The 25,194-nt window shown below is 44.3% G+C and carries 25 protein-coding genes, 10 tRNA genes and 1 pseudogene; 34 read left to right on the top strand and 2 right to left on the bottom strand.

The annotated features are described in order from the left end of the window. The first annotated feature begins 6 nt into the window (after positions 1–6). The 9 genes and pseudogenes from ACQCT5_RS19505 to ACQCT5_RS19465 all read left to right on the top strand — a co-directional run bounded on the left by ACQCT5_RS19505 (position 7) and on the right by ACQCT5_RS19465 (position 11,101). The gene (locus tag ACQCT5_RS19505; RefSeq protein ID WP_499644348.1) at positions 7–642 is read left to right on the top strand and encodes a nitrite reductase; all 636 of its coding nucleotides are present in this window, start codon (positions 7–9) and stop codon (positions 640–642) included. A gap of 115 nt (positions 643–757) precedes the next feature. Continuing rightward, positions 758–2,647, top strand: a complete 1,890-nt coding sequence (locus ACQCT5_RS19500; RefSeq protein WP_499644346.1) for a beta-propeller domain-containing protein — start codon at positions 758–760, stop codon at positions 2,645–2,647. A 702-nt stretch (positions 2,648–3,349) separates the two neighbouring features. Then, entirely contained in the window at positions 3,350–4,420 is a 1,071-nt protein-coding gene (locus ACQCT5_RS19495; protein WP_499644344.1) for a D-alanine--D-alanine ligase, read from the top strand. 95 nt (positions 4,421–4,515) lie between these two features. Further along, entirely contained in the window at positions 4,516–5,880 is a 1,365-nt protein-coding gene (locus tag ACQCT5_RS19490) for a UDP-N-acetylmuramoyl-tripeptide--D-alanyl-D-alanine ligase (protein WP_499644342.1), read from the top strand. Positions 5,881–6,056: 176 nt separating this feature from the next. Then, positions 6,057–6,137: pseudogene (locus tag ACQCT5_RS19485) on the top strand (YdeI/OmpD-associated family protein); the annotation flags it as partial. Positions 6,138–6,415: 278 nt separating this feature from the next. Further along, complete coding sequence (gene cshA / locus ACQCT5_RS19480) at positions 6,416–7,927, top strand: degradosome RNA helicase CshA (protein WP_499644340.1); 1,512 nt, start codon at positions 6,416–6,418, stop codon at positions 7,925–7,927. 178 nt (positions 7,928–8,105) lie between these two features. After that, the gene (uvsE, locus tag ACQCT5_RS19475; RefSeq protein ID WP_499644338.1) at positions 8,106–9,071 is read left to right on the top strand and encodes a UV DNA damage repair endonuclease UvsE; all 966 of its coding nucleotides are present in this window, start codon (positions 8,106–8,108) and stop codon (positions 9,069–9,071) included. 76 nt (positions 9,072–9,147) lie between these two features. Continuing rightward, positions 9,148–9,627, top strand: coding sequence for a PH domain-containing protein (locus tag ACQCT5_RS19470; protein WP_499644497.1), 480 nt, complete (start codon positions 9,148–9,150; stop codon positions 9,625–9,627). Beyond that, positions 9,617–11,101 carry a PH domain-containing protein gene (locus ACQCT5_RS19465; RefSeq protein ID WP_499644336.1) on the top strand — a complete coding sequence of 495 codons (1,485 nt, stop codon included), beginning with the start codon at positions 9,617–9,619 and terminating at the stop codon, positions 11,099–11,101. The genes ACQCT5_RS19470 and ACQCT5_RS19465 overlap by 11 nt, the downstream gene beginning before the upstream one ends. A 28-nt stretch (positions 11,102–11,129) precedes the next feature. On the opposite strand, the gene ACQCT5_RS19460 is transcribed toward ACQCT5_RS19465, so the two are convergent. After that, complete coding sequence (locus ACQCT5_RS19460) at positions 11,130–11,837, bottom strand: rhomboid family intramembrane serine protease (RefSeq protein ID WP_499644333.1); 708 nt, start codon at positions 11,835–11,837, stop codon at positions 11,130–11,132. A gap of 102 nt (positions 11,838–11,939) precedes the next feature. On the opposite strand from ACQCT5_RS19460, the gene acpS reads away from it, so the two are divergent. From acpS to ACQCT5_RS19390, 14 genes are all read left to right on the top strand, one after another. Next, complete coding sequence (gene acpS / locus ACQCT5_RS19455) at positions 11,940–12,299, top strand: holo-ACP synthase (RefSeq protein ID WP_499644331.1); 360 nt, start codon at positions 11,940–11,942, stop codon at positions 12,297–12,299. Between the two features lie 144 nt (positions 12,300–12,443). After that, positions 12,444–13,460 carry a LolA family protein gene (locus ACQCT5_RS19450; RefSeq protein WP_499644329.1) on the top strand — a complete coding sequence of 339 codons (1,017 nt, stop codon included), beginning with the start codon at positions 12,444–12,446 and terminating at the stop codon, positions 13,458–13,460. A 156-nt stretch (positions 13,461–13,616) separates the two neighbouring features. After that, positions 13,617–14,789 carry an alanine racemase gene (alr, locus tag ACQCT5_RS19445; RefSeq protein WP_499644327.1) on the top strand — a complete coding sequence of 391 codons (1,173 nt, stop codon included), beginning with the start codon at positions 13,617–13,619 and terminating at the stop codon, positions 14,787–14,789. A gap of 148 nt (positions 14,790–14,937) precedes the next feature. Beyond that, positions 14,938–15,219, top strand: coding sequence for a CopG family ribbon-helix-helix protein (locus tag ACQCT5_RS19440; RefSeq protein WP_078382395.1), 282 nt, complete (start codon positions 14,938–14,940; stop codon positions 15,217–15,219). A gap of 4 nt (positions 15,220–15,223) precedes the next feature. Continuing rightward, on the top strand, positions 15,224–15,574 hold the full coding sequence (ndoA, locus tag ACQCT5_RS19435) for a type II toxin-antitoxin system endoribonuclease NdoA (protein ID WP_010195163.1): 351 nt from the start codon (positions 15,224–15,226) through the stop codon (positions 15,572–15,574). A gap of 256 nt (positions 15,575–15,830) precedes the next feature. Next, complete coding sequence (rsbRA, locus tag ACQCT5_RS19430; protein WP_499644323.1) at positions 15,831–16,658, top strand: RsbT co-antagonist protein RsbRA; 828 nt, start codon at positions 15,831–15,833, stop codon at positions 16,656–16,658. After that, positions 16,655–17,011 (top strand): STAS domain-containing protein, encoded by a 357-nt coding sequence (locus ACQCT5_RS19425; protein ID WP_010195165.1) that lies wholly within the window; start codon positions 16,655–16,657, stop codon positions 17,009–17,011. The genes rsbRA and ACQCT5_RS19425 overlap by 4 nt, the downstream gene beginning before the upstream one ends. Positions 17,012–17,014: 3 nt before the next feature. Continuing rightward, on the top strand, positions 17,015–17,416 hold the full coding sequence (locus ACQCT5_RS19420) for an anti-sigma regulatory factor (RefSeq protein WP_224841144.1): 402 nt from the start codon (positions 17,015–17,017) through the stop codon (positions 17,414–17,416). A gap of 13 nt (positions 17,417–17,429) precedes the next feature. Further along, complete coding sequence (locus tag ACQCT5_RS19415) at positions 17,430–18,437, top strand: PP2C family protein-serine/threonine phosphatase (protein ID WP_499644320.1); 1,008 nt, start codon at positions 17,430–17,432, stop codon at positions 18,435–18,437. A 76-nt stretch (positions 18,438–18,513) separates the two neighbouring features. Next, positions 18,514–18,822 carry an STAS domain-containing protein gene (locus ACQCT5_RS19410; RefSeq protein WP_204418459.1) on the top strand — a complete coding sequence of 103 codons (309 nt, stop codon included), beginning with the start codon at positions 18,514–18,516 and terminating at the stop codon, positions 18,820–18,822. Between the two features lie 22 nt (positions 18,823–18,844). Next, complete coding sequence (gene rsbW / locus ACQCT5_RS19405; protein WP_499644318.1) at positions 18,845–19,321, top strand: anti-sigma B factor RsbW; 477 nt, start codon at positions 18,845–18,847, stop codon at positions 19,319–19,321. Continuing rightward, complete coding sequence (sigB, locus tag ACQCT5_RS19400; RefSeq protein WP_499644316.1) at positions 19,296–20,081, top strand: RNA polymerase sigma factor SigB; 786 nt, start codon at positions 19,296–19,298, stop codon at positions 20,079–20,081. Before rsbW ends, sigB begins: the two co-directional genes overlap by 26 nt. Further along, positions 20,078–20,677, top strand: coding sequence for a PP2C family serine/threonine-protein phosphatase (locus tag ACQCT5_RS19395; protein WP_499644313.1), 600 nt, complete (start codon positions 20,078–20,080; stop codon positions 20,675–20,677). The genes sigB and ACQCT5_RS19395 overlap by 4 nt, the downstream gene beginning before the upstream one ends. 100 nt (positions 20,678–20,777) lie before the next feature. Next, entirely contained in the window at positions 20,778–22,961 is a 2,184-nt protein-coding gene (locus ACQCT5_RS19390; RefSeq protein ID WP_499644311.1) for a Tex family protein, read from the top strand. A 46-nt stretch (positions 22,962–23,007) separates the two neighbouring features. On the opposite strand, the gene cmpA is transcribed toward ACQCT5_RS19390, so the two are convergent. Beyond that, complete coding sequence (gene cmpA / locus ACQCT5_RS19385) at positions 23,008–23,118, bottom strand: cortex morphogenetic protein CmpA (RefSeq protein WP_204418464.1); 111 nt, start codon at positions 23,116–23,118, stop codon at positions 23,008–23,010. A 93-nt stretch (positions 23,119–23,211) separates the two neighbouring features. Here cmpA and ACQCT5_RS19380 point away from each other — a divergent pair, with 93 nt between their 5' ends. From ACQCT5_RS19380 to ACQCT5_RS19330, 11 genes are all read left to right on the top strand, one after another. Next, the gene (locus ACQCT5_RS19380) at positions 23,212–23,685 is read left to right on the top strand and encodes a SprT family protein (RefSeq protein ID WP_499644309.1); all 474 of its coding nucleotides are present in this window, start codon (positions 23,212–23,214) and stop codon (positions 23,683–23,685) included. 315 nt (positions 23,686–24,000) lie between these two features. Continuing rightward, positions 24,001–24,075: transfer RNA gene (locus ACQCT5_RS19375), tRNA-Asn, on the top strand. A 5-nt stretch (positions 24,076–24,080) separates the two neighbouring features. Further along, positions 24,081–24,171, top strand: a tRNA-Ser gene (locus tag ACQCT5_RS19370). Positions 24,172–24,188: 17 nt separating this feature from the next. Next, a tRNA-Glu gene (locus ACQCT5_RS19365) sits at positions 24,189–24,260 on the top strand. Positions 24,261–24,309: 49 nt separating this feature from the next. After that, positions 24,310–24,385: transfer RNA gene (locus ACQCT5_RS19360), tRNA-Val, on the top strand. 36 nt (positions 24,386–24,421) lie between these two features. After that, positions 24,422–24,496: transfer RNA gene (locus tag ACQCT5_RS19355), tRNA-Gln, on the top strand. A 24-nt stretch (positions 24,497–24,520) separates the two neighbouring features. Next, a tRNA-Leu gene (locus ACQCT5_RS19350) sits at positions 24,521–24,604 on the top strand. Positions 24,605–24,625: 21 nt separating this feature from the next. Next, positions 24,626–24,708 (top strand) — tRNA-Leu (locus tag ACQCT5_RS19345). 100 nt (positions 24,709–24,808) lie between these two features. After that, positions 24,809–24,885, top strand: a tRNA-Arg gene (locus ACQCT5_RS19340). A 14-nt stretch (positions 24,886–24,899) separates the two neighbouring features. Further along, a tRNA-Pro gene (locus tag ACQCT5_RS19335) sits at positions 24,900–24,973 on the top strand. A gap of 11 nt (positions 24,974–24,984) precedes the next feature. Beyond that, positions 24,985–25,058, top strand: a tRNA-Gly gene (locus tag ACQCT5_RS19330). The last annotated feature ends 136 nt before the right edge of the window (positions 25,059–25,194 follow it).

The following is a 25,194-nucleotide window of genomic DNA, read 5'->3' as shown; positions in this document are numbered from 1 at the left end:
AGACAAATGACAGAGGAGAAAACGATAAAGCTTGCAGTCAACGGCGGGATTTCTTTTGGCGCGAAGCTGACCAGCAAGCAATTGCTTGTTCTTGCCTCATATATGAAGGAAGAAGATGAACTAGAGCTTACGACATTTCAGCAGCTCTATGTGGATATTCCGGAAAGCAGGCTGGATGAAGCGGTGTTTGCCTTTGAAGGAGCAGGGCTGGAATGCTATCCTGTCGGGAATTATGTGAAAAGCCTGCGCACATGCAACTTCTGTAAAGGGGAATTGGAAGAGGGCATGCCGATTGCGAAGGAACTGAACAGGCGCATTGCAGGAAAGCCTGTTCCCTTTACCTTGAAACCTGCTTACACCGGATGCCCAACCGCATGCGGAGAACCATTGGTCAACGATATCGGTGTGATCAAGCGTCATAATGACCGGTATGACCTGTATGTGGGAGGTAAGGGCAAAGGCTTGGACGCAAAAACGGCAGAGCTTTTTGCCGGGGAAGTAACCGAAGAAGAGCTTTACAACATGGTCGACTTCCTGATAGAAACCTATGCTGCCAATGGCAAGAAACGCGAGCAGTTCGGAAAATTTGTCCGCAGATATGGAATGGAAAGTTTGAAAGAAGAAGTGTTGACAGTATTATGATGATGAAGAAGCAACGTTCTAGCGCAGGAATGCGTGTGGGCGTTGTTTTTTTGTTTGAAAATGTGACTTTTTAACCACCCCTCTCGTCTAACCAAAAAAGGAGGGTTTTATTACCATGCAAAAAAGGGCACTTTATTTTTTCCTCATCATCGTAGCGATGGCTGCATTGTTCGGTTTCATTTACTATAAATATGATCCAACTTCCGTAACTGGTTCAGTGAACAAGAGCAACTGGGATAAGGAAAAAGGACTTCCTACGATCAGTTCCAAAAGAGAGTTGAACAAGATTTTCCAAGATAGAATAGAGAAAATGGAAAAGGGGTTTGGTTTCAATGCAGATGATGCTGCGGAGGAATCCTCTGTTGGAGGTGCAGAAGCCGAGCGCTCCGCCGACAGCAGCAAATCGGAAGGGGACAGCTCATCCTCCGGCCATTCCGATACCAATGTTCAGGTAGAGGGCGTGGATGAAGCGGATATCGTCAAAACGGATGGCGAATACATTTACCAGGCTATTGACGGAAAGCTGAAAATAACAAAAGCAACTCCGGTCGAATCGATAGAAACAATCACAGAAATAAACTATCAGGACTTTTCGCCCTATCAGATGTTCTTGGACGGCAACCAATTGGTAATTCTCGGCCACTATTGGAAAGAAACTTTCGAGCCCCATTCCAAAGAGGGAGCGCGGGACCTTATCATGCCGATGTATGACGCGACGAGAGTGATTGTCTATGATATTACGGATGTGGCAAATCCGAAAGTCCAAAAAACGCTTACCCTCGAAGGAAGCTACGTTTCAAGTAGAAAGATTGAAGAGAAAGTCTATGTAATCGTGAATCAGTATCCAAACTACTGGATGCTTGAAGAAGATCCGGAAATCGATCTCCGCCCTAGACTTTCCGATACAGCAGGGGAGGGAGAATCCGAAGACATGGAGCGCATCGCCTATTCCGACATTCACTACTTTCCGGAGTCCTCAGAGGATAATTTCATGACCATTGCCGCTTTTGACATGACCAAGCCGGATCAGGATGCAACTGTCCTTTCCTATATCGGGAGCGGGCAGCAAATATACATGTCCAAGGAAAATCTCTATGTCGCCGTTCCAACCTACAATCAGAGTGGCCGGATGATGCCTGCTGATGTAAATACAGACATCTATAAATTTTCCGTAAATGGATTGGATGTACAGTACGCGAGCAGCGGAAGCATCCCGGGCTACCTGCTCAATCAGTTTTCCATGGATGAGTACAATGGATACTTCCGAGTCGCTGCAACAGATGGGCAGGCCTGGGATGAAACCTCGCCTTCACGCAACAACTTATTCATCATGGATGGAGACATGAAGGTAATCAGCAGTGTCGAGGACCTGGCAAGAGGGGAACGGATCTATTCAGTCCGTTTTATGGGGGAGAAGGCATATGTCGTCACATTTAAAGAGGTTGACCCGTTATTCGTTTTTGACCTCAGCGATCCTAATGCACCAAAAGTACTGGGAGAACTGAAGATTCCAGGTTTCTCAAACTATCTCCACCCGTATGATGAAAACCATCTGATCGGATTTGGCCACAACACGAAAATAGAAAAAGATCAATTTGGCACAAGGGTCGTTACGGACGGTGTGAAAATCTCGCTGTTTGATGTAAGGGACCCGGCAAACCCCATCGAGATGCATACGGAAGTGATTGGCGGGCAAGCGACCTATTCACCATTAAACTATGATCATAAGGCGCTTTTATTCAACAAGGAAAAAGACATATTCGCCTTTCCGATTGTCATGTACCGAGAAAAAGAAAAGCACGATTACCGCTTCGAATTCGAAGGTGCCCTAGTGTACGGAATCGACCCTGAAAAAGGCTTCACCCTCCACACAAAAATGACACATCAAGACCAAGGAACCCCATACGAAGACTGGGAAAGCACCATACAAAGAGTGTTGTATATAAATGATCACCTTTATGCAGTTTCTCCTAAGAAAATAACCGCTGAGGAAATAACTTGGTAATGGATTTTTAAAACAAGTCTATGTTAGGTGAAAGTATTATTTTATGTATGCTAGCTGTTGATTGGAGCAATAGGCGAAGACTCCTGCGGGAGGCAGCGGTAGGCTTGAGACCCCACAGGGCAAAGCCCGAGGAGGCTCAAGAACCGCCCCGCGGAAAGCGTAGCCTAGTGCGGAAATCAACAGCGGTGGTCAATATGAACGCAACATCCCACAGAAAGAGCGCAAAACCCGCGCTCTTTCTTCAATGTAAAACACAAAAAACCGACCAATTCCAACAAATTTATTTCCCGGGTAAGCAACTTGTCGAATTATATTATAGTAATTAGGTTTGTACTTAACATGCTAGTGGAATGACATTCATATATTAAGAAAAGATTTTTGAGGATTGACGTACTTAAATGATAGATCCAGTTTCGAATTCTTATTTGTAAGTGATATAATAGGAACAACTAATTAAGAAAAAATCTTTTTTCGAAAATAGGCTGCGGTGTTAAAGAATAGTATTGATATCTAAGTTATCTAGCTGTTGATTGGAGCGATAGGCGAAGACTCCGGCGGGTGTTGCGTTTAGTGGAGACCCCACAGGCGAAAGCCGAGGAGGCTCCACAAACGCCCCGCGGAAAGCGCAGCCTAGTGCTGAAATCAACAGCGGTGTTTAACCAGCCTAAAAATATACCGACGACTCGCGCGAGGGGGAGCAACATGAAAACGAAATTGCATTTACTATATGGTGGGAAATCAGCAGAACACCAAGTTTCTCTACAGACTGCTTTGGCAGTGACAAAAGCATTGGATACAGAAAAATTCGACGTTTATCCGTTATACATAACCGAACAAGGTGAATGGCGCAGTGGCAGTCTTCTATCCGGACCAGCGGAAAGTGTTCAGCAGCTTAAATTGGAGGACGGCGGAACAACGATTGCACCTTTGGCATTGCCTTCATCCGAACAGACAGAAGAACAGCAGACGGTTGTATTCCCGTTGTTGCACGGACCCAATGGGGAAGATGGAACTGTTCAAGGAATGCTCGAACTGCTCAACCTTCCATACGTGGGTAATGGCGTATTGGCTTCTTCTGCCGGTATGGATAAAGTCATCATGAAAAACCTATTCGACCAAGCAGGACTTCCTCAAGTAGGTTATGTTCACTTCCTTCGCTCTGAATGGGATAGTGCTGCGGACTCCACTTATGAGAAGGTGGAAAAAGAGCTTGGATTCCCTTGCTTCGTAAAGCCGGCCAACCTGGGTTCCAGTGTTGGGATAAGCAAGGCGAAGAACCGTGAAGAATTGGCAAAAGCATTCCGTGAAGCCTTCGACTATGACCGTAAAATCATTGTGGAGCAAGGACTTGAAGGTGCGCGTGAAATAGAAATCGGCGTTCTCGGAAACGACGAGCCTGAGTGCTCCGTAGTGGGTGAAATTGCCCCTAAAACAGAATTCTACGATTATAAGGCCAAATATGAGGACGGGGATACGGCAATGATCATCCCTGCTGAAATTAGCGATGAGATCTATGAGCAAGTGAAGGAAATGGCGATTACCGCATTCAAGGCGATTGATGGATCCGGATTGGTCCGTGCAGATTTCTTCTTAACAAAGGAAGGAAAGCTGTACATCAATGAAGTGAATACGATGCCTGGGTTTACACCGTTCAGCATGTTCCCTCTTTTATGGCAGCACACGGATGTTCCTTATCCGGAACTGATCAAGAAGCTTGTACAGTACGCACAGGAAAGACATGCGGATAAACAGAAAATCAAACACACATTCTAAGTAGACAGATAGGGGATGACATCGGGGTTTTAAAAATTAAAACGGCCAAGTCAGCCCCTTCTCTATGCAATAAAAATCAGGAGAGTGGACCAATTATGATAAAAAGAACCCTGAAACAAATACAAGAGATGGCAAAAGGTGAAGAGATAGCTTCTGAATATAGGGAGATCATGGTGGAAGGCGTTTCCAAGGATACCCGGGAGGACATGAGCGGCAAATTATATATCCCGATTATTGGAGAAAACTTTAACGGCCACCAATTCGTCCAACAGGCGATTGTGGAAAAAGGTGCGGTCGCTTCACTATGGCAAAAGGATCAGCCGGAGCCTCCGACAGATGTGAACTTGATTTTTGTCGAGGATACGATAGAAGCCCTGCAGCACCTGGCAAGCAGTTACCGCGACCAGATCGGGATGAAGGTTGTGGGGATAACAGGAAGCAATGGGAAGACAACTACAAAGGATATGGTGACTTCCCTACTTCAAACCACTTTCAACGTACATAAGACAGCTGGTAACTATAATAATCATATTGGCCTACCTCTCACCATCCTTTCTATGCAAGAAGACACGGAAGTAGCGGTCCTTGAAATGGGGATGAGCGGCAGAGGGGAAATCGAGCTTCTTTCCCATATAGCCAAGCCTGATGCAGCGATCATTACCAACATCGGGGAATCCCATATGCAGGAACTGGGTTCCAGAGAAGGGATTGCAGAGGCGAAATTGGAGATTGCAGCAGGACTCAAAGTAGGAGGAAAACTGATTATCAATGGAGATGAGCCGCTACTTACAAATAAAGTGTCTGATTTCGATTGTGATGTGATTACTTTCGGTTTAAATGACGAGAATGATTATGTTGCAAAGGATATCGTGCATAAAGGGAATGGAACGCAATTTATAATAGAAGAAACTGCTTACATGATTCCTGTTTTAGGTGCCCATAACGTGACAAATGCCCTAGCTTCGATTGTGGTCGGTGAAATTTTTGGGGTGAATGAAGAAAATAGGAAAAAAGGGTTAGAAAAAGTCTCTCTGACTGCCATGCGTAATGAAGTGGTGGAAACAAGTGGCGGATGGACCGTAATAAATGATGCATATAATGCGAGTCCAACCTCGATGAAAGCCGCGATAGATCTTTTGGGAAGTCTCACAGGATACACAAAGAAAATTGCTGTTCTTGGCGATATGCTGGAGCTTGGCGACCAGGAAATTCTCTTCCACGAGGAAGTGGGCAAGTACGTACAGGACAAAGAGATTGATTTTGTCCTTACCTATGGAATCCTAGGTAAAAGCATAGCTGAAGGGGCTATGGCCGTCCTGGGTTCAGAAAAAGTGAAGTCCTACACCGATAAGAAGGTTCTGATAGGGGATCTGTTGAAAATGTTGCAGCCTCATGATGTGGTAATCGTGAAAGGCTCTCGCGGAATGCGTTTGGAAGAAGTGGTTCAGGGACTGCAATAATTGTGTGGAGTACTAATTTTAGCTGATGATCTCGCAAATAATTTATCGCTTTATGTTTCTGGCTCTATATAAGGGGTAAAACTAAATAGGGAGCTAAAAGATTAAGGGCGTTGGGAATACAAACCGATGTAAATGAAAAAAATAGAAGTAAACGTATTTCCTAACTAACAGCTTCACAAAAAAACGCGTGTATCCAGTGGATTGAAAGCGCAATAAAGGAAAAAACAAGAGCTGCCCGTTTAGGGAAAATGGTGTAAAAGCTTGTGAAAGCAAAGAAAGGGCCTTATGCTTAATAAGAGTGATAAGGTCATCTAAAGTAAGATGGCTTGAAAATGGTACGGTGTTCTTATGGAAAAAGAACAAGAGGAAGAAATGGTTTTCTCCTATAAGTTGGCATTAACGATTATTGCTATTTATTAGCTGAAGTGTTATGATTACAGTTAATGTGTTTAATAATGTCTACTTATAAGGAATTAGGCAGCGTCTGACGTTTGCCTAATTTATTAATTTGTATAGATAAAGGAGTAGGAATAATTTGGCGTTTTTTAAAGATTTAGGTTTATCAGATGATATTATGCAGTCAATCAACAGAATGGGGTTTGAAGAAGCTACCCCTATCCAATCGGAGACAATTCCTGTTGCATTAGAAGGTAAAGACGTAATCGGTCAAGCGCAAACGGGAACAGGGAAGACTATCGCGTTCGGTTTACCATTACTAGAAAATGTAGATGTGAAAAATGAATCCATCCAAGGGATCGTTATCGCCCCAACACGTGAGCTAGCAATTCAAGTAGCTGAGGAAATTTACAAAGCTGCATACCATAAACGTGTTCGTGTACTTTCTGTATTTGGTGGCCAGGACATCTCAAGACAGATTCGTTCATTGAAAAAGAACCCTCACATCGTGGTTGGTACGCCGGGTCGTTTACTTGACCATATCAACCGTAAGACTCTTCGTCTTCAAAATGTGAACACAGTTGTTCTTGATGAAGCGGACGAAATGTTGAACATGGGATTCATCGAGGATATCGAAAAGATCCTAGCTGAAACTCCAGAGAAAAAGCAAACATTACTTTTCTCTGCAACAATGCCGGCACCAATCCGTGCTATCGCTGAGCGTTTCATGACTGAGCCTGTAAGCGTAAAGGTAAAGACGAAGGAAGTAACAGTTTCCAACATCCAACAATACTATGTGGAAGTTCCGGAAAAGAAAAAGTTCGATACGTTGACTCGTCTTCTTGACATTCAATCTCCAGAGCTTGCAATCATCTTCGGTCGTACAAAACGCCGTGTTGATGAGCTATCCGATGCGTTGAATGTGCGTGGATACTCTGCAGAAGGAATCCATGGTGACCTTTCTCAAGCGAAGCGTATGAGTGTTCTACGCAAGTTCAAAGAAGGTTCCATCGATGTACTTGTTGCAACAGACGTAGCTGCTCGTGGACTTGATATCTCAGGTGTAACACACGTATATAACTTTGACATTCCACAGGACCCTGAAAGCTATGTTCACCGTATTGGACGTACAGGTCGTGCTGGTAAGAGCGGGTTGGCGATCACTTTCGTAAGCCCGCGTGAAGTTAGCTACCTGCACCATGTAGAAAAAGTAACAAAACGCAAAATGGATAAAATGAAGGCTCCAACTCTGGATGAAGCGTTGGAAGGCCAACAAAAGATGTCCATGGAAAAATTGACGCAAGCGGTTGAAGCATCAAACCTTGGTTTCTACCGTAATGCAGCAGAGCAATTATTAGAAGAGCATGATGCAATCACATTAGTATCTGCAGCTCTTAAATTGTTCACGAAAGAGCCGGATGAAACGCCAATCCGCTTAACTGAAGAAGCGCCTATGCACTCCAGAAGAGACCGTGGCGGCAACCGTGGCGGTGGAGATCGCAACCGCAGCGGTGGAGACCGTAACCGTGGCGGCGGCCAAGGCGGCAGTAAAGGAAACTGGTCCAAACGTCCAAGCGGCGGATCTGGTTCCAGAGACGCAAGCGCAAAACGTCAAGGATTCAAACGCTCTTCCCGTAAGGAACGCGTATAATAGATGATACAAAGCAGAAGAGGCTTGCCTCTTCTGCTTTTTTTTGGTTTGGGGACAGGTTTCTTGTTCCAGGCGTAAACACCTGGCATGTGCTGCAAAAGAGACAATGGACCTGTCCCCGAAAATTGGGCATGCTAACTTCAAACCGAAACTGAGGAATAAAGAAGGAGTGAAGGTGATGACGCTTGTAAGATTGGGATATGTGGCGATGAGTATGCAGTTGCAGAATGCATCTCCGTCTAAGACGATGACGTTTGCGCAGTTCAGCAAGCTGAAGGACCGGGAAGCGGCGATTGATAAGCTGGAGCGCATTTCGGTCACGAATTTGGAGAACTGTTTGCGTTTATTGAGGCATAATGTAGCGAATGATATAAAGTTTTTTCGTTTCAGCTCGAAGCTTATTCCTTTGGCGAATCATGAAGAGCTGAGTGACTGGAAGTTCATGCGACCGTTGAAGGGGATATTAAATGAAATAGGGGATTACATCGAGGAGCATCCGATGCGGGTGGATTTTCATCCGGACCATTTTGTGCTGCTGAACTCGAAAAACAAAGATATCCTGAACCAGACCATCAAGACGCTGAGTATGCATCGTTCAATCCTTAAAGGAATGAGGGTGCCGACTGAACACCGCTGTGTTTTACATATCGGTGGAGGTTACGAGGACCGTGAGCTTGCGCTCGAGCAATTTATACATAACTGGGCGCTTGTCCCGCAGGCTCTGCAGGAAATGCTGATACTGGAAAATGACGATACCACATTCCATCTGAGGGATGCTTTGTACGTCTGTGAAAAGCTTAATGTCCCGCTTGTGTTCGATTATCATCATCACCTGGCTCATTTTGAAAAGGAAGAGTGGGAAGAAGAGTGGGAAAGGGTGGTAGGAACGTGGGAATACTCGCCGCTGCCTGTGAAGATGCATATCTCGAGTCCGAGGGATGAGAAAAATTTCAGGGCACATGCAGACTATATAGATCCGAAGATGTTTATGGAATTTTTATCAAAAATCAAGGGGAGTGTGGAGGAGATCCATTGCATGATTGAGGCAAAGAAAAAGGATGAGGCATTGTTCCGCCTGATGGAAGATCTGAAGGATTATCCTGAAACTGAAAGACTGGATGGAGGTTCGTTTATCATTCATTAAATTTTCCATATTCTTTCTATAAATAGTATACTGGGGAAAGAAGAAGTTAGAGAGAGTTAGGGAAGGTGGGGGCATGATGAGGCCTGAACCTAGTCAAAGAATCAATAGGAAGGCCCTGTCCGTATGGCGGATAGCGGCTGTGCTCAATGGTTTATTTTATATAGCGCTATTTGCGGGCTTTTGGTTTATTCAGCAGTTTTTCGACACGCCATGGTGGCTTATCGCGACAGCTTCCGGGATACTGGTGCTTTTTCTGATAGTGTCCATTTTTATTTTTCCTTCCTTGCAGTGGAAGCGTTGGAGATATGAAGTCCATGAACATGAAATAGATATCCAACGGGGTATTTTCATTAAAAGAAGAACCCTTGTCCCGATGGTGCGTGTACAGCATGTTGATACAAAGCAAGGACCAATTTTACAGAGGTACCATTTGTCAACCGTTACGATATCGACTGCTGCGACCATTCATGAGATACCAGCTTTGGATGAGGAACAGGCCGATAGGTTAAGGGATTATATTTCGAGGCTTGCGCGGGTGACAGAAGATGATGTCTGAAAAAAGAAGAATGCACCCTGCGGTAATTGCAGTTAGCGTATTCAAGCGAATGAAAGGCATTGTGTTGCCTTTTTTGTTCCTTATTTTCATTGGGGTGAAAGATGGGGATACCTTAGGGCTTCTGCTGACTGGTGCAGGCCTTGTGGTGGTATTTGCAGCGACAACAGGATTTGGGGTTGCCGAATGGTATCGCTTTTACTATTGGGTCGAAGGTGGGGAACTGCGTATTGAAAATGGAGTCTTTGTACGGCAGCGCCGCTTTATCCCCCAGGAGAGGATTCAGACGATTGATACCTCGGAGGGCATCATTCAACGAATTTTCGGATTGGTGAAAGTGCAGGTGGAGACGGCGGGTGGCGGTACGGAGGCCGAAGCGGTACTCTCAGCAGTAACGAAGGATGAAGCCGAGCTTCTCCGTGGTGTTTTACTCAAAAAAGGGCCGACCATCAGCGAGCTGGATGGGCAAGTGGAAGTGATGGATGGAGATCTGGGAGCTCTTCGGGTGGAAGAGACGGAGATTTCTAAGCCCACGTACACAATAGCTTGGAAAGCTTTGTTTTTGGTCGGGACCACCTCTGGCGGAATTGGCGTTGTTTTATCTGCGGTCGTTGCGTTTGTTTCCCAGATCGATCAGTTTATCCCTTATGAGGATGTAGTAGATCGTTTTGATCTGGTATTGCAGACGAGTGTGTACTTTATCGCTTCGGTTGTATTTTTCGTTCTTTTATTGTCGTGGTTGATTTCAATAGCGATGACCATGATTAAATACGGGAATTTCAATGTAATCAAACAAGGGGACGAGCTGTTGATTTCAAGAGGCATCATCGAAAAGAGGCAGCTGACCATCCCGCTCGGAAGGATCCAGGCAATTCGCATTTCGCAAAATCTTTTGAGGCAGCCGTTCGGGCTTGCAACCGTTTATGTGGAAAGTGCTGGTGGAGCAGGTGGAAAAGAATCGGATTTTTCGACCATCCTGTTTCCTTTGGTTGATGTAAAAGAAGTGGGTGGACTGCTGCGGGAATTCACTCCGGAATATAACATGCAGAACCACATTCAGCCACTGCCTAGGCGGTCGTTGCCCCGCTATCTGATACGCCTGATCATTCCAGCATTACTCGTATCTTCTGTTGTGGCCTATTTTTTCCAGCCTTATGGACTCTTTGCATTCATCCTTGTAGGGCTTGCTGGAGCGTTGGGCTATGCCCAATACAGGGCAGGAGGATGGAATATCAGAGGTTCGCAGCTGCAGTTGTCCTATCGGTTATTAAATAAGAATATCGTGCTGGTCCATAAAAAGCGGGTCCAGGCCTTTGAGTGGAAGGAATCGGAATTCCAAAAGAGGCGACATTTACAGACAATCTATGCTTCCATCAAAAGCAGTGTCTCCTCCAAGAGCTTTCGAGTGGTGGATGTGGAGAGAGAGGACAGCGTGAAGATCTTTGATTGGTATACGTATGAAAAAAAGCAAGGATAGGAGGAACGCCCTCTGTATCCTTGCTTTTTTACATGAATCTGGAAAATACCCCCAAGGCGACCAACGCGATCAGCACAATCCAGAAAATCGATTGACCCTTGCTCCTGCGGGAAGGAGAGTGCCCTATATTCGGGAAGATCTGGCTTAACGAGCGGGTGTATGTTCCTTTGCCGAGAAAGATGGGTGCCAGGATCGTTCCAGCCAGGAACCCGAAAAGGTGGGCGTAGATATTAACGTTGCCCGTGAAGAATGTCATGACAAGTGAAATGGCCAGTATAATCAGCACGATTTGGGAATTCGCTGTGTTCAGCATGTCGGGACGGAAGAAAACCATATAGAAATAGATGCCGAATAAGGCGAATATTGCCCCGGATGCCCCAAGATGTGAATAGTTGACTGGTGCCAGCAAGAGAGTTGCCACGTTGGCGGCTATTCCTCCAAGCAGATACATGGAGATGAACTTTCCTTTTCCAAGCATCCTCTCCAGACCCGGGCCGAAGAGAACGAGGGAAAGGGAGTTAAAAAGCAGATGTGTGATGGATTCGTGTAGGAAAATGGGGGTGATCAGTCTCCAGTACTCCCCTTCAAAGACCAAAAGATTGGAGCCTACTGTCAGAAAAAGGAAATATTTAGAAAATTGGACAGTTAGCCATAGTACTAGATGTATGGTCACAATTGTGGTAATAATAGGATATAATTTTGTGAAAGTACGAAAGTTTTCAGTCCGGACAAACATGTTTTTCACTCCTTCTAGATTTAGAGTACCATTCCTGATAGAAAAAGTCTTTTAAGGAACTTGTCATATATAATTAACTATATGTAAAAGGGAGGTCATTGTATGATTATTGGCACGGGTATCGACATTGTGGAACTCGGACGGATAGAGAAATTGATGAACCGTCAGCCCGGGTTTGTGGATAGAGTCCTTACTAATGAAGAAAAGACGCAATTTCAAGCATTGGGCGATAAAAGAAAAGTAGAATTCCTGGCAGGCAGATTCTCCGCGAAAGAAGCATTTTCAAAAGCCTATGGTACCGGGATCGGGAAGGATCTGAGTTTTCAGGATATGAATATCACCACCACGGAAAAGGGAAAACCCTTTTTTACAAGACCATTATCTAGTAATGTCCATTTATCCATTTCTCATAGCGAGCAATATGCGGTTGCCCAAGTAATTATTGAAAGCTTGGAAAGCTAGTCTGCATATTCCCTATGCTTGCCTCATATACATAGTTCAGAAAGGAGACAAGGTGTACAAGTAAGAGATGGCATTTCCGTTATCTCTGCAATCTCACTTTTTCTCTAAGGTAAACATGTAATTAAGGCAAAGGGGATGAAAAATTTGAGAAAAGCATGGCTTTTGTTAATGGTGGGAATTGTGAGTATCCTTGTTCTTGCCGGGTGCGGCACAAAATCGAAAGAAGATGTCACGGCAGCATTAGGTAAAAAAGTAGAAGAGATGAAAAGCTACGAATCCAATGCGAAAATGACACTGCAAACTGGCGCAGAGCCACAGGTGTATGAAGTGCAGATCGGTCACAAAAAGCCTGGCTATTACCGTGTGAACCTGAAAAATGCCCAAAAGGATCAAAGCCAGATAATTCTTCGCAATGATGAAGGGGTATTCGTCCTTACTCCAGCGCTGAATAAAAGCTTCCGTTTTCATAGCGAGTGGCCGCAAAACAGCAGCCAGGCATACCTTTTTGAATCGCTGGTGAACGATATCAAAAGCGACCCGGAGGCAACGTTCACTGCAACGGAAGAGCATTATGTGTTCGTAACGAAAACAAACTATCAAAATAACAAGCTATTGCCGACACAGGAAATTACAATAAATAAAAGTAATATGACTCCGGTCAGCGTGAAAGTGATGGATCCGGATAAAAAGCCGTTGGTGCTTGTCGAGTTCTCCGACTTCAAATTCGACGCAAGCTTCGATGAGGATGCATTCGATGTGAAAAAGAACATGGCTGGTGCTCAGGTTGGGCTGCCGACATCAGGTCAGGTGAATGAAGAAAATGCTCCATTCAATGTGCTGATGCCGTCAGATGTTCCTGCAGGTTCGGAAGTCAAAGAGCAAAAGGAAATCGCGACGGATGACGGCAAACGTGTGGTAACAACCTTTTCCGGGGACAAAACGTTTACACTGGTTCAGGAAAAAGCACGTTATTCCGAAGTCAGTACATCTTCCTTTGTAAGTGGAGAGCCAGTAGATCTTGGCTTTACGGTAGGGGCGCTGACAGAAAACAGCCTGACTTGGAACTACCAGGGTATGGATTTTACATTGGCTTCCCAGGATTTATCGCAGGAAGAATTGTTGATGGTTGCACGCTCTGTGCAGGGTGCGGCGGTAAAGTAAGCCGGAATATTAAACGAGCAGGTCCTATTAAGGGCCTGTATTTTTTTGTGCGGTGGGTACAGGTGACATGTCCCTTGGACGAGGGACATGTCACCAAACCTTGTGTATGTGGTATTATTAAGGGATAAGAATTGTTGGTAAAGGAAGTGCAAGGCTATGTCGAGCTTTCATCGGGACACTTGGGTTGAGGTTGATTTGGATTGTATCTATGAGAATGTGAAGGCGGTTCAGGAGCATGTGACGGATGATGTGTCGGTCATTGCTGTTGTGAAGGCCAATGCTTACGGTCACGGTGATGTGCAGGTGGCAAATGTGGCACTTGAGGCAGGGGCGAAGTATTTGGCGGTGTCATTCCTCGACGAAGCGATGTCGCTCAGACAGCAGGGGGTGAAGGCTCCCATCCTCGTTTTGGGTGCATCAAGGGTAAGCGATTTGGAGCTTGCTGCCAAGGAGAATATCACACTGACTGTTTTTCAGAGGGAATGGCTGGAAGAAGCGAGCGGGGTCAGACTTGGGGATGCTAGCATCAACTTGCATTTAAAGCTGGATACTGGAATGGGCAGGATAGGAGCGAGATCCAAAGAGGAAGTCGCGGAGATTGTCTCTCTGATCAAGAGCATGGATAACTTTCAATTGGAGGGGGTCTACACCCACTTTGCTACTGCGGATGAAATCCATTCTACCTATGTGGAGAAACAGTTCGAGCGTTTTGGCGAACTGATCCACGAGGTCGAGGAATTGCAATCGGTTCCCTTTATTCACTGCGGGAACAGTGCGGCTACTCTTAGGTTTCCCAAACGTATTTTTAATGCAGTACGGGTGGGGATTGCGATGTACGGACTCACTCCGTCCCCTGAAATGGTGCCGACCTTGCCATTTCCTTTAAAAGAAGCGTTTTCGCTTCATACAAAATTGGTGCATGTGAAAAAGTTGTCTTTGGGTGAAAGTGTAAGCTACGGGGCGACCTACACTACAAAGGAAGAAGAATGGATCGGAACGGTGCCTGTCGGGTATGCCGATGGATGGACCAGAAAGCTGCAGGGGATGAATGTACTGGTTGATGGCCAATATGCTCCGATTGTTGGAAGAATCTGCATGGATCAATTTATGATAAAGCTTCCATATCAACTGCCGGTAGGAACGGTTGTTACATTAATTGGAAATCAAGAAGGGCTGACAATAAGCTCAGACGATGTGGCAGAGAAGCTGGACACCATCAACTATGAGATTCCTTGCATGGTCAGCTATCGGGTGCCGCGCATGTTTCTGAGAAATAGGAGTATAATGGAAGTGAGAAACTATTTGCAAGACAAACCAATAATGGGATAAAAGCGTAGCATTTGTATAAAAAAGGCTTTTTGATGCGATAATAGGTAGGAATTCAGGAAATTGACTTTGCAATTTCCGGCATTGATGGTATTATGGAATATGGAATAGTATTAATTATATGTGTCTGTAGTTCTTGGAGGTGTATGCTGTGTCTGAATCCAGCGCAACAACTGAAATCTTAATTCGATTACCTCAAAACTTAGTATCGGAGCTAGATGGTTTGGTAAAACAAGAAAACGGCAATCGAAACGAATTAATTTATCAAGCGACAAAGATGTACCTTCGCGAGCGTAAAAAGCGTCAAATTCGCGAGTCCATGAGACGTGGCTACATGGAAATGTCTAAGATTAATTTAAACATTGCATCTGAAGCTTTTCTTGCAGAATATGAGGCGGAGCATACGGTTGAACGCTTAGTTAGCGGGGGGTAATCATTTGATTGTCAAACGCGGTGACGTTTATTTTGCTGATTTATCCCCGGTAGTCGGGTCTGAGCAAGGAGGCGTTCGACCAGTACTTGTCATCCAAAATGATATAGGTAATCGCTTTAGCCCGACCGTTATTGTAGCTGCAATTACTGCTCAAATTCAGAAAGCCAAACTTCCTACACATGTAGAGATCGATGCAAAGCGTTATGGTTTTGAACGTGACTCGGTTATCTTGCTCGAACAGATTAGAACCATTGATAAACAAAGACTGACTGACAAAATTACTCATCTAGATGAGGAAATGATGGACAAAGTAGACGAGGCGCTACAAATAAGTTTGGGACTTATTGACTTCTAAATATTTTGTATCCGTTCCTATTATGAAAGCTATTCACCACAACGAGTGAGTAGCTTTTTTAATTTGTGTCCAGGAAAATCCTATTTCCTGTCCCTATTTGATACCACCAAATTTAGGCAAATAAACCACAATTATGGATAGTTTCCCATTGAAGATATTTGACAGGTAAAATAAGAAAAATTTATAGTGTAGGTAGCGGAATTTTTATATTATTGTCGAATTTATATATTATTCACCATAAAAAGGAGCCGGGATAATGAATCGAGAGATAATCAGTTATATCGAAAAGAACCGAGAATCAATTTTTAACCAGTGGATCGAAGGTATGGATGAAATTGGGGACAAGAAGGAACTGAAAGCCATTTCGGAAAAGGTCTACCTCAGTACAAGCCGTGAGTATATCAATTTACTCTTAAATAATATCAGTCAGAATACGGACAACCTTTCCGTTAAATTGACGGATTTTGCGGAGAAGATTGTACGTTTCGGTTGGCCGCTTGTATATGTGACGGAAGGCTTATCCCTGTTCGGTAAAATCGTGTTTGAGGGGATGACGGAAGAAGCGAGTGATTCGGTTAAAATCTCTATCATGTATGATTTCGATCAATGGCTGCGTCCTGTCTATAACGAAATCGTCAAAACATATACAGGAACATGGGAGCATACCGTTTCCATGCAGAAGATTGCGCTTCAGGAGCTAGCTGCTCCATTGATCCCGGTATTCGATAAAATCTCGGTCATGCCTCTTGTTGGAACGATTGATACGGAACGTGCAAGACAAATCATGGAAAACCTGCTTCAAGGTGTCGTAAAGCATCGTGCTGAAGTTGTATTGATTGATATCACGGGGGTTCCTGTAGTTGATACCATGGTTGCGCATCATATCATCCAGGCCGCAGAAGCGGTGCGCTTGGTTGGAGCGAAATGCCTGCTGGTTGGAATCAGACCGGAAATCGCGCAAACCATTGTAAATCTAGGAATCAACTTAGATCAGATCATTACGAAGAACTCGTTGAAAAAAGGTATTGAAACGGCATTGGAAATAACTAATAGGAAAATTGTGACTGCGGGGGATCCAGAGTGAGAATTCCAATATTAAAACTTCATAACTGTCTTCTTATTTCTATCCAATGGGAACTGGATGATCAAACGGCATTGCAATTTCAAGAAGATCTACTAAATCGAATACATGAAACCGGCGCAAATGGAGTAGTGATCGACCTGACTTCTGTCGATATGATCGACTCATTCATTGCGAAAGTGCTTGGTGATGTAATCAGCATGTCAAAACTTATGGGTGCGCAAGTTGTTTTAACAGGAATTCAACCGGCTGTTGCCATTACATTAGTTGAACTCGGAATTCAGCTTGACGAAGTTTTCACAGCATTGGATTTAGAAAAAGGTCTGGAGAAATTACAACAGGAATTGGGGGAGTAAATGATGACTGTCCAATCCTGTGTGAAAATAAGGAATGAGTGGGACATTGTAGCTGCCAGACAAATGGGTAGGAATGTTGCCAAGGATCTAGGCTTCGGTACTGTGGACCAGGCTAGAATCACCACAGCTATATCCGAATTGGCGCGGAATATTTATTTGTATGCAGGCACAGGTCAAATATGTATCGAAGAAATGAATGAATACGGAAAGATGGGCCTTAGAGTCATCGCGACGGATGATGGTCCCGGAATTGCCGATATAAGGCAAGTGATGGAAGACGGTTTTTCGACGTCAGGGGGACTTGGAGCGGGTTTGCCAGGGGTAAAGCGTCTGATGGATTCCTTTTCGATTGACTCTGAATCCGGTCAAGGAACAACAATCAATGCAGTAAAGTGGGTTCGTTAAGGGGGGATAACCCGTGAATTTTGAGGAGATAGAATCGCAATATAAAGAGATATTATCAGCCTATCTAAACAGGCAATCCGAGGAAGCTTTATACAAGGGGCAGGAGTTCAGCCGTAAGCTTTTGGCGGAAAAGGTTTCCCCTGAAGAGATAATCAGTGTGCATAAGGCGATGCTGCAAGATCTGTCCCCTGATATACCGGACGATATTCTGCACTCCCTCGATGTGCTGCTCGAAGTGATGATCGGCTACGGGATAGCGTACCGTGAGCACCAGAGCCTCCGTCATCGCCAACAGGAGATACAGACGGAAATCGAGATAGCTGTCAATGTTCAACAGACCTTGCTGGAAACAAAGATCCCGCAGACGGATGCTGTCGAAATTGGAGCTATCAGTGTACCCGCGAAAATGATGAGTGGAGACTATTACCACTTTGTGCATAATGAAAATGACTCGTTCAGTGTGGCGATAGCCGATGTAATCGGAAAGGGCATTCCCGCTGCCATGTGTATGTCGATGATCAAGTATGCAATGGACAGCTTGCCTGATACCAGGGTTGCACCAAGTTATGTGCTCGGCAATTTAAATAGAGTAGTAGAGCAGAATGTGGATGCCAGTATGTTCATTACGATGTTCTATGGCATGTATGACCTGACAAAACATCTATTTTCCTTTGCGTCTGCCGGTCATGAACCACCGTTATACTATGACTCTATTGCAGACAGTTTTTTTGAGCTTGATGCCAAGGGGCTGGTGCTTGGAATAGATCGCCATGCCACCTATGAACAGTATGAAAAGCAGATAGGGATAAATGATTTAGTCATCCTCTTCAGCGATGGCGTAACGGAATGCCGCACGGAAGAAGGCTTTATCGAGGTTGATAAAATCATTGATCTGATCAGGTCCTATATTCACCTGCCTCCTCAAGCAATCGTGGAGCTGGTTTTTCGAGACCTAGAAAAGATACAGGATTTCCAATTGAGAGATGACTTCACATTGATAATTTTAAAAAGAAATGTTTAGATATCTATTAATCGGGTATTTAGTATTGGGATGACCAAAAATGGAATTCTAATTCATGTTTGAGGTGACGATGTAAATGAATATGGAAATTCAAATAAAAGAAGATTTAAACCAAACGATCGTTGTATTAGAAGGAGAAATCGATGCCTACACCGCTCCAAAGGTGAAGGAAAAGGTTGCCCCGATGCTCGAGGGCTTCAGTGGTGAAATCGTTTTTGACTTATCGAATGTTAATTATATGGACAGTACAGGTTTAGGGATGTTTGTCGGATTTTTTAAAACAGTAAAAGCAAACAATGGAGTCTTCCGTCTGATCGGACTGTCCGATCGTCTGAAAAGGCTGTTTGACATTACTGGTTTAGCAGGAATAATGGAAATTAAATAAGTTCACTAAAGGTGGGGGAACAATGAACCGGGCTTATGATTATATAGAAATGGCTTTTCCGGCTAAGGCTGAATATGTCGGAGTTATCCGTCTTACTTTATCTGGAATAGCTAATCGTATGGGATTTTCCTACGATGAAATCGAAGATATCAAGATTGCTCTCAGTGAAGCGTGTACCAACGCTGTGGAGCATGCATATAAGCAGGACGAAGAAGGGAATATCAGATTAGGTTTTGGAATTTACAAGGACCGTCTGGAACTTGTGGTAGCGGATAATGGGAAGAGCTTTGACTTCGAAAAAGTCAGAGAGGAGCTTGGACCTTATAGCGAATCACAACCCGTAGAAACTTTGAATGAGGGAGGATTAGGATTATTCTTAATCCAGACGCTGATGGATGATGTGAAAGTACACAGTAACCAGGGCGTTACAGTCTTCATGACAAAGTATGTACAAGGAGAGCAGGTGGAAAGGGATGCAGAAACAATCTCCGTCCAATAAATTGGATGTTAATATGCTATTGGAGCGGTACCAACAGGAAAACTGTGAAGTATCGCAGTTGCAATTAGTCGAGCATTATACTGCACTTGTTGAATCCATCGCTCGTAAGTATTCGAGAGGCAAATCCTTTCATGAAGATCTTTCCCAAGTGGGGATGATTGGATTGCTGGGTGCCATGAAGCGTTTTGACCCAAGCTTTGGAAGAAGCTTTGAGGCATTCGCTGTTCCAACTATTATCGGAGAAATCAAACGATTCCTAAGAGACAAAACGTGGAGTGTCCATGTTCCTCGCAGAATCAAAGAGATTGGTCCGAAAATAAAATCGGCAGTAGAAGAGCTGACGAATGAGCTTCAGCGTTCGCCAAAAGTGTATGAAATTGCCGATTATCTAGAGGTTACAGAGGAAGAAGTATTGGAAGCGATGGAGATGAGCCAGAATTATCAAGCACTTTCCGTCGATAACGCGATAGAAGCTGATTCTGATGGAAGCACCGTCACGATTCTTGATATTGTCGGTAACAAAGACAGTGGTTTTGAACAGGTGGATCAACAGATGCTTCTGCAAAAAATATTCCATGTACTCTCCGAAAGAGAAAAGCAGATCATTGAGTGCACCTTCTTTCATAATATGAGCCAGAAGGAAACCGGTGAGAAGCTGGGTATTTCACAGATGCATGTATCAAGACTGCAAAGAAAAGCTTTAACAAAATTGAAACAAGCATTTTTAGCGGATAACTCTAGTACGGAGATCTTTTCATGATTGAACAGTTTCAACATGAAAAAGTGAACGTGAATGCCTATCAGAATCCCAAAAACGGAATGTACTTTTGTGGTGATAGCTACTATGTGAACGCTACGGATGATTACTTTATATGTGTCGTAGCTGATGGCTTAGGTAGTGGGGAATTTGCGCATGATGCTTCGCAAGCGGTAATCTCCGCTGCCAAAGCCCATGAAATGGAAGACGTTACAGAGATAATGAAAGCTTGTAACGAAGCTATGAAAAATAAGCGTGGAGCTGCAGTATCTGTCTTTAAAGTAAACTACAACAAACAAGAGGTTGTTTACAGCTGCGTAGGTAATATCCGCTTTTTCCTTTACCCTCCGTCAGAAAAGCTTATTTATCCTCTTCCAGTCAAAGGCTACTTATCTGGAAAACCTCAAAATGTGAAAACTCATCGATTTCCTTTTTCATCAAAAATGAAGTTCTTTGTATATTCGGATGGTTTGAATATACCCTCCGTACGCAAATACATCAAGGATATTCCATCTGCCACTTCCCTGCTGGAAATTGCAGCGGTCTATACAACGGATGGCATGGACGATGTAACCATCATATCAGGTGAAATTCAATAATGTTATGCTTTTGACTAACGACAAATGTTGTTAGTCTTTTCTTTTTCCCCTGAAACTTTGATAAAATGGAAGTGGGATTTAACGTAGGGAGGCAAAAATAGTGGAATGGAATCAAAAAAACGAACAGCTACTCAATCAACTAGCCAAAGACGTTGAGGTTACAAAATCACAAGCAAAAAAAGTAATCTCACTATTAGAAGAAGGGAATACGGTTCCTTTCATCGCCAGATATCGAAAAGAGCAAACCGGCTCACTTGATGAAGTCCAAATACGGGCAGTCATGGAAAAGTGGCAATACATACAGAATCTTGAGAATAGAAAAGAAGAGGTTATCCGACTGATCGACGAACAAGGCAAACTGACAGAAGAACTTCGCAGCAGTTTAATGAAAGCATCGAAGCTTCAACAGGTGGAAGACCTTTATCGACCATACAAACAAAAGCGTCGTACAAAAGCGACCATTGCAAAAGAAAAAGGATTGGAGCCATATGCATTATGGCTGTTGAATTTTCCTTCCGCACCATCACTAGAGGATAAAGCACGGGAGTTCCTATCTGAGGAAAAGGAAGTATCCACTGTGGAGGAAGTGTTGGAAGGTGCAAAGGATATTGTTGCGGAAATGGTGTCGGATGAAGCGGTGTACCGCCAATACATCCGTGACTTAACCTTTAAGCAGGGCAAGATCGTTTCGGTTGTTAAGTCGGAAGAGAAAGATGAAAAACAAGTCTTTGCGATGTACTACGAATATGAAGAACCAATTAATAAAGTCCTGCCTCACAGAATACTCGCTGTAAACCGCGGGGAAAAAGAGGACGTCCTTCGCATCTCCATTAAGGCGCCTGTAGAAAGAGTTCTTTCATATTTAAGCAAACAGGTAATAAAAAGAGAACATTCTCTCGCTGCATCACTGATCAAAGAAGCGGTCGAGGACAGCTATAAGCGCTTAATCGAACCTGCTATAGAACGGGAACTGAGAAAAGAGCTGACCGAAAAGGCGGAAGAGCAGGCCATTCATATCTTTTCGGAAAACCTGCGGAATCTATTGCTTCAGCCACCTTTGAAAGGCAGAGTCGTGCTTGGTGTAGATCCTGCCTACCGTACTGGGTGTAAACTTGCCGCGGTGGATGAAACCGGAAAGGTTCTTACAATAGGAGTTATCTATCCGCATGCCCCGGTCAATAAAAGGAAAGAAGCGATTCAGAAACTAATGGATGTACTCCATAACTATAACATCGAGGTGGTAGCGATAGGGAACGGAACCGCATCAAGGGAAACGGAACAGTTGATTGCAGAAGTAATCCAGCAATCAGGAAAAAGCATCTCCTACCTGATCGTAAATGAGGCAGGCGCAAGCGTCTATTCTGCCTCAGATCTTGCACGGGAGGAGTTCCCAGACTTTCAAGTAGAAGAAAGAAGTGCCGTTTCCATTGCCCGTCGTCTCCAGGACCCATTAGCGGAATTGGTGAAAATCGATCCAAAATCAGTAGGTGTAGGGCAGTACCAGCATGATGTTGCCCAAAAACGATTGGCCGAATCCCTTAACTTTGTGGTCGAAACAGTAGTAAACCAAGTAGGCGTAAATGTTAACACCGCATCATCCTCTCTTTTGCAGTATGTGGCAGGGTTATCTAAAACGGTGGCCAACAACATAATTAAAAAGAGGGACGAGCAAGGGAAGTTCAGCAGTCGTTCAGAATTGAAGGGTATTCCAAGACTTGGAGCCAAAACCTATGAACAGTGTATCGGCTTTCTGCGTATCATGGACGGCAAGCAACCGTTAGATCGAACAGACATCCACCCCGAAACCTATCCAGATGTAAAAAAACTCTTAAAGCAATTAGGAGTCTCTGAAAAGGATATCGGGACCGAGAAGTTGCAGCTGGCTTTGAAGGATGTCAACATCGAAGCGCTATCCGCAGACCTGAGCATCGGTGACATTACGCTTCAGGACATCATAGATTCCCTGATCCGACCAGAGCGCGATCCGCGAGATAATATGCCGACCCCTCTATTGAAGCAGGATGTCCTGCAGCTTGAAGATCTGAAAAAAGGAATGGAACTCGAAGGAACCGTCCGTAACGTAGTGGACTTCGGCGCTTTTGTCGATATAGGAGTCAAACAGGATGGACTTGTCCACATTTCAAAACTCAGCAACCGCTTTGTGAAGCATCCGCTCGATGTCGTCTCTGTAGGAGATATCGTTACAGTCTGGGTGGATGGTGTAGAGGTGAACAAAGGAAGAGTCTCCCTCACCATGCTTGCCCCTGAAAAACAAGAGGTCTAAATGAAAAAGAAATGCCGCGCCTTTGAAAGGAGCGGCATTTCTTTTTCTATCCGTTCTTTTTATGATAAAAAAACCAACATTGATTCAGCATCTTAATCTGATATCTGTCTTTTTCCAAATAGGCGCGTTGCATCTGTTTTTTAAACCAAGAGGGCATGCTGCTTACCTCCTAAAATTTAAATACTTTTCCTTTATGTATAAGTAGTTTATGCAGTATACTTGTGTTGGTTCAAAGGAAAGGAAGATACACATGGATGACAAACAACTGCAAACCCTGATTGAAGCAACCTCCTTAAAATACTTCAACCTTCCATTTATCCATAGAGGTTCTTTCAATCCGCGTCTTAAGACGACCGGAGGAAGGTACCTGACATCTTCAGGCGATATCGAAATCAATAAACGATACTACGATGCCCTAGGAATGGATGAGCTGATCGGCATCATCAAGCATGAACTTTGCCACTACCACCTTCATCAAAGAGGGATGGGGTATAAGCACCGTGACCAGGACTTCAGAATTCTCCTGAAAAAGGTAGGGGCGCCTCGCTTCTGTACACCGATAGAAGCCCCAACCAATAAACCGAAAAACTACCGCTATTATGAATGTGTAGAATGCAAGCAAGTATATAAACGTGTAAGAAGAGTTAATATAGTGAAGTACCGTTGCGGGAAATGCAGAGGAAGGTTAAAAGAAGTCACAGACCGTATTGACAGAGAGGATTAATCTGTGCTATTTTATTAAAGTCGCTATTTTACGAAGCGCACAAAACATTATAATCATATATCTTTTTCCGTTTTAAAAAGGCTTGACATTTTAAGACAAGCTTATTAAAATAAAGGAAGTCGCCTATTTGAAAGAATAGCGATTTGTTAATGATTTTTGTACCGTTCCACCATAGCTCAGGGGTAGAGCACGATCGAATAATCTTCTTCGATTCTTCTACAGCGTACCGATTGAGCCACATCTCGAATATCCCTTCTGAAATCGGGACGTTCGAACTTAAGGGTGCAACGTTCGTAAAACTATTTCATGTACCGTTCCACCATAGCTCAGCGGTAGAGCATTCGGCTGTTAACCGAAGGGTCGTAGGTTCGAATCCTACTGGTGGAGCCATATTCGGGGAAGTACTCAAGTGGCTGAAGAGGCGCCCCTGCTAAGGGTGTAGGTCGTGTAAGCGGCGCGAGGGTTCAAATCCCTCCTTCTCCGCCATCAAAATTCAATCATGCGGCCCGTTGGTCAAGCGGTTAAGACACCGCCCTTTCACGGCGGTAACACGGGTTCGAATCCCGTACGGGTCACTACTAAGTGGGATGCAAAACTGCATGTTTTGCTTCCCATTTCTATCCTGGAGGATTAGCTCAGCTGGGAGAGCACCTGCCTTACAAGCAGGGGGTCGGCGGTTCGATCCCGTCATCCTCCACCAGAGGGAACTTATTTCTTTTAAAAAATATCTATTCGATGGGCTATAGCCAAGCGGTAAGGCATCGCACTTTGACTGCGACATGCGTTGGTTCGAATCCAGCTAGCCCAGCCATCTTTTTATTTGTACTAACACCTTGCGGGTGTGGCGGAATTGGCAGACGCGCTAGACTTAGGATCTAGTGTCATTGACGTGGGGGTTCGAGTCCCTTCACCCGCACCATATTTTTTCAGCCTTATATATGCGGTCGTGGCGGAATGGCAGACGCGCTAGGTTGAGGGCCTAGTGGGGGCAACCCCGTGGAAGTTCGACTCTTCTCGGCCGCATCGAAATACTTTTTTAAAAAAAGTGTTGACATTGAATGTTGCACTTGGTATGATAGTTAAGTCGCCGTTGAGCGACTAACCAAAATCACAACTAAATTTAGCGCCCGTAGCTCAATTGGATAGAGCGTTTGACTACGGATCAAAAGGTTAGGGGTTCGAGTCCTCTCGGGCGCGCCAACATATAAATTAAACGGGGAGTAGCTCAGCTTGGTAGAGCACTTGGTTTGGGACCAAGGGGTCGCAGGTTCGAATCCTGTCTTCCCGATTTTGTTTTTAGCGGGTGTAGTTTAATGGTAAAACCTCAGCCTTCCAAGCTGATGTCGTGGGTTCGATTCCCATCACCCGCTCCAAAATGATTTAATGATCTTTGAAAACTAAACAAAACAACAGCGTCCACGTTAATCTTATAGGGATTAACAAAGAACGAAAAAGTAACATAAGCTAGTCAACATTTGAGCATAAGCTCAAACTCTTTATTGGAGAGTT

The sequence above is a fragment of the Sutcliffiella halmapala genome (genome assembly GCF_050107295.1).
GTDB lineage: Bacteria > Bacillota > Bacilli > Bacillales > Bacillaceae_I > Sutcliffiella_A > Sutcliffiella_A halmapala_A.
The sequence above is the reverse complement of the archived record's forward strand: the minus strand, read 5'-3'. Positions and strand labels throughout refer to the sequence as shown.